This is a genomic window from Kitasatospora sp. NPDC059571, assembly GCF_042735675.1.
In the GTDB taxonomy this organism is placed as follows: Bacteria; Actinomycetota; Actinomycetes; order Streptomycetales; family Streptomycetaceae; genus Kitasatospora.
Map to the genome: position 1 here is coordinate 1 of NZ_JBHWBW010000214.1, position 12,462 is coordinate 12,462.

Annotated in this window: 12 protein-coding genes; 6 read left to right on the top strand and 6 right to left on the bottom strand. The window is 72.9% G+C overall.

Annotated elements, in window-relative coordinates:
• Positions 1-41 precede the first annotated feature (41 nt).
• Genes ACFV0G_RS22580 through ACFV0G_RS22590 form a run of 3 tightly spaced genes read right to left on the bottom strand, consistent with a single transcriptional unit; the run spans position 42 to position 3,255 of the window.
• Positions 42-1,127, bottom strand: coding sequence for a threonine aldolase family protein (locus ACFV0G_RS22580; RefSeq protein WP_380550689.1), 1,086 nt, complete (start codon positions 1,125-1,127; stop codon positions 42-44).
• On the bottom strand, positions 1,124-1,867 hold the full coding sequence (locus ACFV0G_RS22585; protein ID WP_380550692.1) for an SDR family NAD(P)-dependent oxidoreductase: 744 nt from the start codon (positions 1,865-1,867) through the stop codon (positions 1,124-1,126). Before ACFV0G_RS22585 ends, ACFV0G_RS22580 begins: the two co-directional genes overlap by 4 nt.
• Positions 1,864-3,255: a DUF6421 family protein gene (locus tag ACFV0G_RS22590; RefSeq protein ID WP_380550694.1), complete on the bottom strand. Its 1,392-nt coding sequence runs from the start codon at positions 3,253-3,255 to the stop codon at positions 1,864-1,866. Before ACFV0G_RS22590 ends, ACFV0G_RS22585 begins: the two co-directional genes overlap by 4 nt.
• A 493-nt stretch (positions 3,256-3,748) precedes the next feature.
• Here ACFV0G_RS22590 and ACFV0G_RS22595 point away from each other — a divergent pair, with 493 nt between their 5' ends.
• Entirely contained in the window at positions 3,749-4,381 is a 633-nt protein-coding gene (locus ACFV0G_RS22595; protein ID WP_380550696.1) for a DUF5134 domain-containing protein, read from the top strand.
• Positions 4,382-4,496: 115 nt separating this feature from the next.
• A complete protein-coding gene (locus ACFV0G_RS22600) occupies positions 4,497-5,447 on the top strand; it encodes a M56 family metallopeptidase (RefSeq protein WP_380550698.1) in 951 nt (316 codons plus the stop codon).
• A 37-nt stretch (positions 5,448-5,484) separates the two neighbouring features.
• On the opposite strand, the gene ACFV0G_RS22605 is transcribed toward ACFV0G_RS22600, so the two are convergent.
• The gene (locus ACFV0G_RS22605) at positions 5,485-5,883 is read right to left on the bottom strand and encodes a MarR family winged helix-turn-helix transcriptional regulator (protein ID WP_380550700.1); all 399 of its coding nucleotides are present in this window, start codon (positions 5,881-5,883) and stop codon (positions 5,485-5,487) included.
• 87 nt (positions 5,884-5,970) lie between these two features.
• Between ACFV0G_RS22605 and ACFV0G_RS22610 the strand changes: the two genes are divergently transcribed.
• Together ACFV0G_RS22610 and ACFV0G_RS22615 are read left to right on the top strand one after the other, a co-directional pair.
• The gene (locus tag ACFV0G_RS22610; RefSeq protein WP_380550702.1) at positions 5,971-7,653 is read left to right on the top strand and encodes an MFS transporter; all 1,683 of its coding nucleotides are present in this window, start codon (positions 5,971-5,973) and stop codon (positions 7,651-7,653) included.
• 250 nt (positions 7,654-7,903) lie between these two features.
• Positions 7,904-8,509: a TetR/AcrR family transcriptional regulator gene (locus ACFV0G_RS22615; protein WP_380550704.1), complete on the top strand. Its 606-nt coding sequence runs from the start codon at positions 7,904-7,906 to the stop codon at positions 8,507-8,509.
• A 167-nt stretch (positions 8,510-8,676) separates the two neighbouring features.
• On the opposite strand, the gene ACFV0G_RS22620 is transcribed toward ACFV0G_RS22615, so the two are convergent.
• The gene (locus tag ACFV0G_RS22620; protein WP_380550706.1) at positions 8,677-9,543 is read right to left on the bottom strand and encodes a helix-turn-helix domain-containing protein; all 867 of its coding nucleotides are present in this window, start codon (positions 9,541-9,543) and stop codon (positions 8,677-8,679) included.
• Between the two features lie 419 nt (positions 9,544-9,962).
• Here ACFV0G_RS22620 and ACFV0G_RS22625 point away from each other — a divergent pair, with 419 nt between their 5' ends.
• Positions 9,963-10,514 (top strand): ATP-binding protein, encoded by a 552-nt coding sequence (locus ACFV0G_RS22625; protein WP_380550708.1) that lies wholly within the window; start codon positions 9,963-9,965, stop codon positions 10,512-10,514.
• Between the two features lie 281 nt (positions 10,515-10,795).
• On the opposite strand, the gene ACFV0G_RS22630 is transcribed toward ACFV0G_RS22625, so the two are convergent.
• Complete coding sequence (locus ACFV0G_RS22630) at positions 10,796-11,032, bottom strand: DUF397 domain-containing protein (RefSeq protein ID WP_380550710.1); 237 nt, start codon at positions 11,030-11,032, stop codon at positions 10,796-10,798.
• A 386-nt stretch (positions 11,033-11,418) separates the two neighbouring features.
• On the opposite strand from ACFV0G_RS22630, the gene ACFV0G_RS22635 reads away from it, so the two are divergent.
• Positions 11,419-12,303 carry a hypothetical protein gene (locus ACFV0G_RS22635; RefSeq protein WP_380550712.1) on the top strand — a complete coding sequence of 295 codons (885 nt, stop codon included), beginning with the start codon at positions 11,419-11,421 and terminating at the stop codon, positions 12,301-12,303.
• Positions 12,304-12,462: the final 159 nt, after the last annotated feature.

Consider the following 12,462-nt stretch of genomic DNA (forward strand, 5'->3'; position numbering starts at 1 on the left):
GCTGATCCGTGCCGGGGCCGTCGGCGTGAACGGGCCCGCTGTCAGGCGCGGCCCATCTCCTCGGCGATCGCCGCCGCGAAGGCGTCGATGTCGTCCTCGGTCGTGTCGAAGGCGGCCATCCACCGCACCTCGCCGGTGTGCTCGTCCCAGAAGTAGAAGCGGTAGCTCTTCTGGAGCCGCTCGCTGACCTCGCGCGGAAGTAGCGCGAAGACGGCGTTCGCCTGCACCGGGCGGACGACGGTCACACCGTCGATGCCGCGGACCGCCGCCTCCAGGCGCTGGGCCATGGCGTTCGCGTGGCCGGCGTTGCGCAGCCACAGGTCGCCGGCCAGCAGGGCCTCGAACTGCACGGAGACGAAGCGCATCTTCGAGGCGAGCTGCATCGAGGTCTTGCGCAGGAACTTCAGGTTGCGGACGCGCTCGGGGTTGAGCACGACCACGACCTCGCCGAACAGCAGGCCGTTCTTCGTCCCGCCGAACGAGAGGACGTCCACACCCGCGTCGGTGGTGAACTCCCGGAACGGGACACCGAGGGTGGCCGCGGCGTTCGCGAGGCGCGAGCCGTCGACGTGGACGAGCATGCCGCGCTCGTGGGCGTGGTCGCAGATCGCCTTGATCTCGTCGACGGTGTACACCGTGCCGAGCTCGGTGCTCTGGGTGATCGAGACGGCGAGCGGCTGGGCCCGGTGCTCGTCGCCCCAGCCCCAGGCCTGCCGGTCCATGAGCTCGGGGGTGAGCTTGCCGTCCGGGGTCGGGACGGTGAGCAGCTTGATGCCGCCCATCTTCTCCGGGGCGCCGCCCTCGTCCACGTTGATGTGGGCGCTCTCGGCGGCGACGACCGCGCCCCAGCGGGGCAGCAGGGCCTGGAGCGCGACGACGTTCGCCCCGGTGCCGTTGAAGACCGGGTAGGCCTCGGCCTGGTCGCCGAAGTGGCGGCGGAAGACGTCCTGCAGGTTCGCGGTGTAGTCGTCCTCGCCGTAGGCGACCTGGTGGCCGCCGTTGGCGAGCGCTATCGCCGCCAGGATCTCCGGGTGCACGCCGGCGTAGTTGTCGCTGGCGAAGCCGCGCACCTCGGGGTCGTGGTGCCGGGCGGCGTCGGTCCGGACGCCGCCGTCGGCGGTGGTCATCGGGCTGTGAGCCACTGGTGCTGTCCGTTCAGTTCAGCTGCGGGGCGGGCCCAGAGGCCCGCGAGGATGTCGGCCAGGTCGGCGGTGTCGGTGAATCCGCTGAACTTGGCCTCGGGCTTCTCGGCCCGCATCTCGGGGCTGACGAGCGCCTTGATCACCAGGATGACAGCAGCGGCGGTGGGCGTGCCGTCCTCGGCGGTGGTCTCCTTCACGAAGGAGTCCGCCATGGCCAGCGTCCAGGCCTCGGTGGCGGCCTTGGCGGCCGCGTACGCGGCGCCGCCGGCGGTGGGCTTGTGCGCCGCGGCCGCGGAGACCATGGCGTAGCGGCCGCCGCTGCGGACCAGGGCCGGCTGGAAGGCGAGCGAGGTGTGCTGGAGGGTGCGCACCACGGTGTCGTGCAGGAAGTCCCAGTCGTCGATCCGGGTGTCGAAGAAGGTCTTGCTGCCGCGCCAGCCGCCGACCAGGTGGAGCAGGCCGTCGACGTGCCCGTGCTCGGCCTCCAGGTGGTCGGCCCAGTCGTGCACCTCCTGCGGGTCGAGCAGGTCGATGACCTGGCCGCTGACCTTGGCGTTCGGCACGGCGGCGCGCACGGCGGCGAGCGCCTTGTCGAGCCGCTGCTGGTCGATGTCGGCGCCGATCACGGTGGCGCCGTCGGCGGCGAGGCGCCGCATCGTGGCCTGGCCGGCGGGGCCGCTGGCCCCGGCGACCGCGATCACCTTGCCGTCGAGGAGGGCGCTCACGCGGCGACCCCCTGGGCACCGGTGATGCCGGTGGTGGCGGCGATGACGCCGCTCAGCTTCTTGGCGAGGGCCTCGTAGAACATGCTGAGCGGGAACTCGTCCGGCTTGACCGCGTCGCAGAGGGCCTTGTTGAGGGCCTTCCCGTCGGTGATGTCCAGCGGCAGCGCCTCAGGGCCCTTGGCCCAGGTGGAGGCGGGGTGCGGGGTGAGGTAGCGGGAGACGAGCTCGTAGGCGGCGATCCAGTGCGCCGTCTTGGGCCGGTCGATGCCGTCCCGGTAGAGGGTCTCGATCTCGCCGCACAGCTGGTTGGTGACCTCGGCGACGCGGGCCCAGTCGATCGACAGGCGGTTGTCGCGCCAGCGCAGCGCGTCGTGCTTGTGCAGGTAGGCGAAGAGCAGCTGGCCGCCCATGCCGTCGTAGTTGCGCACGCGGTCGCCGCTGACCGGGAAGCGGAACAGACGGTCGAAGAGGATCGCGTACTGGACGTCGCGGCCCTGCTTGTAGCCCTCGGCCTCCAGGCGCACCGCCTCCTTGAAGGCGGTGAGGTCGCAGCGGAGCTCCTCCAGGCCGTACATCCAGAACGGGCTGCGCTGCTTGATCATGAAGGGGTCGAACGGCAGGTCGCCGTGGCTGTGGGTGCGGTCGTGGACGAGGTCCCACAGGACGAAGGTCTGCTGGGCGCGGTCCTGGTCCTCCAGGAGGCCGGCCGCGTCGGCGGGGATCTCCAGGCCGAGCAGGTCGACGGCGGAGGAGGTCACGGCGCGGAAGCGCGCGGCCTCGCGGTCGCAGAAGATGCCGCCCCAGGTGAAACGTTCCGGCGCCTTGCGGACGGCGACCGTCTCCGGGAAGAGCACCGCGGAGTTGGTGTCGTAGCCGGCGGTGAAGTCGGTGAAGGTGATCGGCACGAACATCGGGTTGTCGAAGCGGGTCCGCTCCAGCTCGGCCAGCCATTCCGGCCAGACCACCTTGAGCAGGACGGCCTCGAGGTTGCGGTTCGGGTTGCCGTTCTGGGTGTACATCGGGAAGACGACGAGGTGCTGCAGGCCGTCCTCGCGCTGGTCGGCGGGGTGGAAGGCGAGCAGCGAGTCCAGGAAGTCGGGCTCGCGGTACCCGGTGTCCGCCCACTTGCGCAGGTCGTTCTGGACGGCGTCGAGGTACGCGGCGTCGTGCGGGAAGAGCGGGGCCAGCTCCTCGATCGCCGCGAGGACGGCGGCGAGCAGCGGGTCGACGGCGTGCCGCTGGACGGCCGCCAGATCGATGGAGCCGTCCTTGGACTGCAGCGGGCGGAGCGCCTCGACGGCGTCCTTCAGGCGCAGCCAGGCCGGGTGGCCGGCCGGCGAGGCGGAAGCATCGCCCGCTACTGCGAGCGTCGGCGAAAGATTCTGCATCGGAGACTCACTTCGACAGGAGGTATTGCGACAATGACACCATAGATACGAAAGGTTCTTCTGTTCAAGGGGGGTCAGCCGGGCAATCCTGCGGCGGGCGGGGCCGGTGACCGGAGAATCCGCCGCCGGAGCACCCTGCCGGGCCTACGGCCGCAAGGCCGAGGCCGCCCCGGAGCGCACCTCCGGTCCGTCGCGCGGGCCGGTGCCGAACCGGGCCGCCGGCACGGTCCCGTACGCCGACCATCGCGCGCGGCCCGCGGCGGCGCCACCGGGGCAGCGGCCTCCCCGGCCCGGGCCCGCCCCTGCCCGTCCGCTCCCCCGTCCCGGGCGTGCCCTGCGCCGCACCGGGCCGGGGCGTCCCGCGCGCCCGACCTGCCGCTGCGGCACCACCGTGCGCCCCCCTGCGCGCCCTGCTGCGGGCCGGGGTGATCGGTGATCGTGGACGTACGGCCCGCTCCGCGGGTCGGGATGCACCGGTCGAGAGGGGGCGCCGATGCACGGCCCGGCCGTCGTCACGTGGTTGCTGACCGGGCTGGCCGCGGGCTCGGCGGGGTTCTGCGTCGTCCGCCTGCGGGATCCGGCGTGCCCCCGGGCACACCGGGAGGCCGACGCCGCCGAGGCGGCGATGGGGGTGGGAATGGCCGGCATGGCCGTCCTGCCGGGAGCGGTGTGGGGCTGGCTGTACGCGGTGCTGGCGGGGGCCCTGCTGCTGGGGGCGCTGGGCGCGGACGGGGGGCGCGCCCATCGTCTCCACCATGGGGTGGGTGCCCTCGCCATGGCCTACATGGCACTGGCCATGGCCGGGGCGCCGGCACACCAGCACCACACCGCTCCGGCCGGTCTGCCGATGGTCACCGGTGCTCTGCTCCTGTACTTCGGGGGCTACTCGCTGTGGGCCGGCAGCCGACTGCTGTCGGCACCTGGCCCGGGCGCGCTCGCGCCGGGCGGGCACGCTTCGCCGGGACTGCCCGCGGCGCGGCTCCGCCCCGCCGGCGGGCCGACGCCGCCCGGGTCGGCGGGGCCGAGGGCGGCCGGCCCGCGGTCGGCCGGTCTGGCCGGGGTCGCGGTCCGCGCCTGCCGCGTGGCGATGGGGATCGGGATGTTCGCCATGCTGCTCACGCTCTGACGGGGTGTCGTTGGTCACGGGTGCGGCAAAGGCTTTTCGCGGGCGGCACCGGCCGCATAGGTTGGGGGCAGGCGCACTGTCGCGCTCCTGATCCCTCCTCGGGGGAGCCCCTGCCATGACGGCCCTGCTGAGCCTGCTGCTGCTCGGACTGCTGCTCGCCACGGTGGCTCCGGGCCGACTGGCCCGGGCCCGCTGGGCCGAGCGAGAACCGGTGCTGGCCCTGCTGGCATGGCAGTGCCTGGTGGTGGCCGTTCTGCTCTGCTGCGTCCTCGCCCTGCTGCTGGCCTGCACGGCCGCCCTCCCGGACCTGCGCACGCTGGTCTTCGCCGGCGCGCCGCACGGGGTGGAGGAGGCCTACGGCCTGGCCGGTGCCGAGGGCTGGGGGCGGCTCACCGCCACCCTGCTCGCGCTCGGCGGAGTCCAGACGGCCGTCGCGCTCACCCGCGAGGTCCGCTCGGCGCGCGCGCTGCGAGGCGCCCGGCATGCCCAACTCGATCACCGGGCACCGGAGTTGCCGGTGGAGCTGACGGATGTCCGGCGGACCGGCGAGCGGCTCGTCGTCCTGGAGAACATCCGGCCCGAGGCCTGGTCGCTGCCCGGGTCGAAGGCCCGGCTGGTGGTCACCACCGGGGCACTGCAGCAGTTGACCGACCGTGAACTGGCCGCGGTGCTCAGCCATGAGCGCGGGCACGTCCGGGCCCGGCACCACTGGCTGGCGCAGTGCGCGGAGGCCCTGGCCACCGGCTTCCCCGGGGTCGGGGTGTTCTCCGCCTTCCGCGACCAGGTCGGCGAACTCGTGGAGCTGGCCGCCGACGACCGGGCCGCGCGCAAGCACGGCAGGATCACCACGGCGCTGGCGCTGGCCGAGATCAACACCGGCCGGGGCGTCTTCGGCTCCTGCCCGCCCCAGCAGTTGGCCCAGGCACCCCGCCGGGTCGACCGACTGCTCGCCGGTGTGCCCCGGCTGCCCGTCCACCACCGGCTGCGGCTGACCGCGGCCGCACTCATCGCCCCCGCCGCGGCCGTCCTGCTGGCGCTGGCCCCGGGGCTCGCCGCCCTGCTCTAGACCTCGGCCCGCAGTCGACCCGGCTCCGGCCCGGGCCTCAGCCCAGGGTGCGGCTCAGCACCTCGCGGTGCAGCGGCTTGGCCTCCAGGTACCGGGCGCGGCCCTGATCGGTCAGCGCCACGAAGATGCCGCGCCGGTCGAGCTCGCACATCGCGCGCTCGACCAGGCCGGCCTTCTCCAGCCGGCCGATCAGCCGGGACAGCGCGCTCTGGCTGAGGTGCACCGTCTGCCCGACGTCCTGCACCCGCAGCTTGCCGGGGCCCGCCTCCAACTCGCTCTCCCAGAGCCGTTCGAGGACCTCGAACTCGCTCATGCCCAGGCCGTACTGCTCACCGAGGGCACGATCCAGCGCGCACGAGACCGCGGCGTGCCGCGCCAGCACGTCCCGCCACTCGAAGACGAGCGCCGACTCCGGAGCAATGTCTGGTTCAGCCACCCGATCAGGCTAGCACATGTCCGAGCATGTAATGCAGACGCATTAAATCCCCTTGCATTGGATGCGCATGCATGTACTGTCTTCACCATGACGACCGCATCTGACGCACCGTCGACGGCCGAGACGTGGAGCCCACGCCTGTGGGGCACTCTCGTCGTCCTCTGCGCCGCCCTCTTCCTCGACGCGCTCGACGTGTCGATGGTGGGCGTGGCCCTGCCCTCCATCGGCACCGACCTGCACCTGTCCACCACCGCCCTGCAATGGGTGGTCAGCGGCTACGTCCTCGGCTACGGCGGCCTCCTGCTGCTCGGCGGCAGGGCGGCCGACCTGCTGGGCCGCCGCCGGGTCTTCCTGGCCGCGCTCGCCGTCTTCGCCGGGGCCTCGCTGCTCGGCGGGCTGGTCGACGACGGCGGCCTGCTGATAGCGACCCGCTTCCTCAAGGGCGTGAGCGCCGCGTTCACCGCGCCGGCGGGCCTGTCCATCATCACGACCACCTTCACCGAGGGCCCGGCCCGCAACCGCGCGCTCTCGATCTACACCACCTGCGGGGCGAGCGGCTTCTCGCTGGGCCTCGTGCTCAGCGGGCTGCTGACCTCGGTCGGCTGGCGGTGGACGTTCCTGATGCCCGTCCCGGTGGCGCTGATCGCCCTGGTCGTCGCCGCCCGGCTGCTCCCCCGCCCGACCGCCCCCGAGCGCGGCCCCGGCGGCTACGACCTCGCGGGTGCGGTCACCGGCACCGGCTCGCTGCTCCTGCTGGTGTTCACCGTGACCCAGGCGCAGAGCGTCGGCTGGGCGAGCGCCCGGACACTCGGCTCATTGCTCGCAGTGGCCGTGCTGATGGCACTGTTCCTGGTGATCGAGGCCCGCACCGCGCACCCCCTGGTCCGCCTCGGCATCTTCCGCAACGGCGGGGTCAGCCGCGCCGACCTCGCCGCCATGGCACTGTTCGGCTCCTACGCCGGCTTCCAGTTCATCGCCACGCTCTACCTGCAGCGCCTGCTCGGCTGGTCGGCCTTGGAGATGGCGCTCGGCTTCCTGCCCGCCGGAGCCCTGGTCGCCCTCTCCGCGACCCGGATGGGCGCCGTGGTCGACCGCTTCGGCACCGCCCGACTGCTGCCGCTCGGCGTCCTGTCCCTCACCGCCGGGTACGCGCTGTTCCTCCGGCTCGACGAGCACTCCGGCTTCCTGGGGCTGGTCCTGCCCAGCATGGTGCTGCTCGGGATCGGCTTCGCACTCGCCTTCCCCTCGGTGAACATCGCGGCCACCAACGGCGTCGACGACAACGAGCAGGGTCTGGCATCCGGTCTGGTGAACACCGCGATGCAGGTCGGCAGTGCCGTCGTCCTGGCTGCGGCGACCGCCGTCATCACCGCCGGCAGCCACGGCGACCAGAGCCCCCGGGCCCAACTGGACGGCTACCGGCCGGCCTTGCTCCTGGTCACCGGCGTCGCCCTGGCCGGCCTGCTGATCGCCGCCTACGGCTGGCTGGTCGAGCGCCGGGCCGCGTCCCCCGCCACGGCGACCCTTGCCCCTGCCACTCTCGCCGCCGCCGGCCCTGCCACTACTGCCACCCCGGGCATCGCCACCGCCGGCATACCGGGCGCGGACGGCCGCACGGACGCCGACGGCCCCGCACCGGCCGGCGCGGACACCGGCGGCCGGCCGCAGCAGCGACAGGCACGGAGCACGAGTCCGGCACGGGCCACGGCCTCGGATCGGGCCACGAGCGAGGAGGAGGGTGACGAGCGCAGGGTGCTCGCGGAGCGCTGAGCCGATGGCGGAGCGTCGAGCCGATGAGGGAGCGTCGAACCGATCAGGGAGGGCGCGACCGTGCGGACGGTCCGGTTCCACCAAACCCCCGTGTTGGTGGAACCGGCCCGCACCGCAGGCCTCTCCGTCGGCCGCCCGGGCTTTCGGGTACGGCCACGCCGACTGCGGCCCCGCCAGTATATTGGCCGGGAGCCAGTCAACGTACGGAGCAGACACGATGGCACCTCGCGGGGAATCGGTCAATGAGGAGATGCGCCGTCGGTCCCGCCGCCGCATCATGCGCGCCACCGTGGAGCTCGTCGACCAGCGCGGATATGCCGGCACCACGCTCGGGGACATCGCCGAGCACGCCGGACTGGCCCGCGGGCTGGTGTCCTATTACTTCGACGGCAAACGGCTGTTGATGCAGTCGGCGACCCACCGGCTGATGCACCTGGAGCTGGCCGCGGCGCTGGCGGAACTACCCGCCGACGCATCCCCGGAGGCCCGGCTGGCGCAGGCCATCGACGCCGTCCTCGGCCTCGCGCTCAACCATCCGCGGGTGATGCGCTCGCACCTGGCGCTGATCCTCGACCCGGACGTCGGCGCCTTCGTCCAGGACCCGGAGCAGCAGCAGCTGGGCGCGATCCTGCGCGGGCTGCTGGCCGACTGGGGGGCACCGGACCCGATCGCGGAGCACGCGGTGCTGCGCAGCGCACTGATGGGCGGCTGCATAGGCGTTCTGCTCCCGGGCGCCTCCACCCCGCTGGCGCCGATCAGGGCCGACCTCTTCGCCCGCTACGGGCTGGCCTGGCAGCTGGGCGTGCCGCCGCAGCCGGAGAGACCGGAGCGCGCCGAGCAGTCGACCCGGGCCTGAGCCCCGGGCCTCCCCGGACACGACTCGGGTCGGCGCCGGGCTCCCCCACTCACGACCCCGACCGGCACCCACGACTCAGGCACCCACGGCTCCCGCCCCGCTCGGCAGGGCCGGCCGCGCCACCCCCGGCGCGCCTCCGCCACTGGGCCCTAATGCGCCTCCCCGGCTCAGCTGTCCTTGAGGATGGCGGAGAGCAGTTCGACCGTGCGGTCCGGCGTGAGGCTGTCCACGCAGAGCCGCTCCATGACCTGGATGTAGGCGTCGACGTCGTCGCGCTTGTCCAGGTAGAGCGCGGTGGTCAGCTGCTCCAGGTAGACGATGTCGGCGAGGTCCTGCTCGGGGAAGCGCAGGATGGAGAAGGCGCCGCTCTCACCGGCGTGGGCGCCGAATCGGAACGGCATCACCTGGACGACCACGTTGGGCTGTTCGGCCATGTCGATCAGGTGCTGGACCTGGGCGCGCATCACGGCCGGCCCGCCGACCGGCCGGCGCAGCGCGGCCTCGTCGATGACGGCCCACAGTCGCGGCCCCTGACCGTCCGTCAGCAGCTTCTGTCGGCGAGCCCGGAGGCCGACCCGGCGCTCCAGCTCCTCGTCACTGACGACCGGGCGGCTCCGCGCGAAGACCGCGCGGGCGTACTCCTCGCACTGCAGCAGGCCGGGGATGAACTGCACCTCATAGGTGCGGATGAGGGCCGCGGCCTCCTCGAGGCCGACGTAGGTCTGGAACCAGCCGGGGAGAACGTCGTTGAAGCTGTGCCACCAGCCGGACTTGTTGGCTTCGCGGACGAGTCCGAGCAGCGCCTCGCGCTCCTCCGGGTCGTTGACGCCGTAGAGGCTGAGCAGATCGGCGACGTCGCGCTCCTTGAAGGAGACCCGGCCGAGTTCCATGCGGCTGATCTTGGACTCGGAGGCGCGGATGGTGTACCCGGCGTCCTCACGCGTGATGCCCCGGCCCTCGCGCAGACGACGGAGTTGGGAGCCGAGGAGGATGCGGCGCACCATCGAGCCCCCGCCGGGCTGAACTGTGGTCATGCGGTCGGAAACCTCCACCTCGGGTCAAACAGCGCACAGTCTGCCATCAGTTGGGAACTCTCGGTGCCCTTACTGGCGCAACGATCTACCAGTTCTGCATCACATCCACCATCTTGCACGTGCATCCGCGTCTTGCATATGCCAATCGTGCTGCTGCACGTGAATCGACTCTTGCATCTGCAGTGAGCGCAGAGGACGATGGTGCACGTGCACCTGCACGCACCTGACAACCCCGCGGACTCCGCGTCGATCCCACGCGCGACACCGCACACCCTCCCGGCCGACCCCCTGTGCGGCCGGGAGTTCGTGTGCGCGTGCGGGCTGTCGGACGGCCGGTCGAGCGGCCGAGCGAGTCGGAGGTGACCGGCATGACCCGGGTGGGTCCAGCCGTGTCCGCCCCCTTATGGGAGGAGCTCTTCATGGGCACCGGTACGGCCATCGCTGTCGATCCCTTCGTGGCCAGCTGTACTCTCACTCCCCGCTTCGAAGCCGTCCGGGCTGCCCGTGATTTCGCGAGAACGACGCTGCAGGGCTGGGGGCTCGGCGCACTCTTCGACGATGTCGCCCTGGTCGCCTCCGAGTTGGTGACCAATGCACTGCGGCACGCGATAGGCACCTCCGCCGACGACACCGGCGGACCGCTTACCCAGGTGCCCGCGCAACCGCTCCGCTCCCACTCCCCTCAGGCATCCCAGTCGCTCCAGCTCGCGGACGGGCGGATGCCGATCCGGATCAGCCTGGTGCACCGGTCCCCGCAAGTGGTCTGTGCGGTGAGCGATCCCAGCAGCCAGGGGCCGGTCGCCCGGGAGGCGGACTTCGTCGCCGAGTCCGGCCGGGGCCTGCACCTGGTGGACTCGTTCAGCAGCTCGTGGGGCTGGCATCCGCTGGCCGGCGCGGGGAAGGTCGTCTGGGCCCTCTTCGACGCCGCCCCCGCGGAACCCGTCGCCGGGCGGCACCGCCGGGCGGTCTGAGCGGACCGTTCCGGCGGGGGTTCCCGCCCCCGCACCGGACCCCCACCCCATTCTCACGAGTCCCGCATCACCGGGCTCCGCGCCCCGACAGCGCCGCCGACCGCACAGGACCGCCGCCGACCACCGATCGGCCCGCCGACCGGTCGACGCATTGTCGCCCGGCCGACGACCGATTGCCGCCCCGCCCGCGTCGACCGGGGGGGCAACAGCCGGCCGGAAATGCACCGGGGCCGTCGCGGCGGGATTCCCACGACGGCCCGGCAGGGACTCCGGACGGGCAGTCAGCCCGCCAGGTGGTCGAACTCCCCGTCCTTCACGCCGAGCAGCATCGCGGCTATCTCCGCGCGCGTGTAGACCAGGGCCGGCCCCTCCGGGAAACGCGAGTTGCGCATCGCGACATCTCCCCCCGGCAGGGCGGCGAACTCCACGCAGTTGCCCTGCGAATTGCTGTGCAGACTCTTCTGCCAGACCACGCCGACGAGGTCAGCAGCAGCCATGCCGTTGTAGATGTCGCTCATCGTCTCTCCCCGAGTAGTCGGCGATTGCCTTTACTTGACGTGATGATAACTCGGCTGCACGTGCATCAGCACAGGATATTGCGCGTGCATTTGGTACGGATCCAGCGCCGATCGAGCGCGCATCCGGGGCGGCAAATACCGACATAACGCCATGAAGAGCCCTGAAGATGATCACCGAGTGTGCGGGGCGGACACCGCGCCGTTGATCTTCGACGGCCGGATGCGAACTCACGCGCAGTCACAATTGCCACTGTGAGCCGCATCACTCACATCCTCACCGGAAGCACACAGCGGTTTGCATGCAATGTCCGGTTTGCCCCGGCAGAACCTGCCGGTGACCCGATCCGGCTGCCGTCGGACCGCCGGAATGTCCTACGATCTCCGCCATGAGCACCGCAGCCATCCCGGGCGCGCCACTGCCCGTCCGTACGCCAGGCTCCCGTGCGCGGGGGCGCCACCGCCGTCCCGAGCGCCCCGAGATCCCCTCGGGCTCGCCGGCCCTGCTGCTGGCCGTGCCGGCCACCGCCGGCCCCGAGGCCCGGCCGATCGTCGACGAGCTGCTCTCCATTGTCCGCGGCGAGCAGCCGGGCATCGAGATCGCCGCCGGCTACCTCGCGGACGAGTCGGGCGAGGCCCCGACCGTCGCCGACCTGCTCGCCATGGCTGCGGGCAACGGCGCCCCGCCGCCGGTCGTCGTGCCGCTGGTCCCCGGCCCGCACGGCTTCCTCGAGGAGCTGAACGCGGTGGCGGCGGCGGCCGGTTCCGGCGTGACCGACCCGCTCGGCCCGCACCCGCTGCTCGCCGAGGCCGTCCACGTCCGGCTCTCCGAGGCCGGTCTGGCCCGCGCCGACCGCGCCCGGCTGTTCGCCATCGCGACCTCCGCGGACGGCGTCGTCCTGACCACCGTCGGCGGCGAGGACGCCGCGGCCGCGGCCGGGATCACCGGTGTGCTGCTGGCCGCCCGCCTGGCGGTGCCGGTCGTCGCCGCCGCCCTGGACGTCCCGGGTTCGGTGGCCGCGGCCGTCGAGCACCTGAAGGCGACCGGTTCCGAGCGCCCCGCGCTGGCCCCGCTGGTGATCGGCCCGGAGGCCGACTCCGAGCTGCTGGCCGCCGCGGCCGAGGAGACCGGCTGCCCGAGTGCCGCACCGCTCGGCGCGTACCCGACCGTCGGCCAGCTGATCGCCTCGACCTACCTCGCGGTCCTGCCGGCCCCCGTCGAGGACCCGGCCGAGGCGGAGGCGGCGGCCGAGGAGCCCCAGCCCGAGCAGTAGGCACCCGCAGGACACCCGCACGACACCCCGCACGCCCGACGGCCCGTCCCGGACCGTCGGAAGCGCGGCCGAGGGGGGGGGGGGGCGCCCCGGCCCGGCGCGGCGGCGGGGCGGCGCCCGCGCGGCGCGCGCGCGCGCCCACCCCCCCCGCCGCGCCCG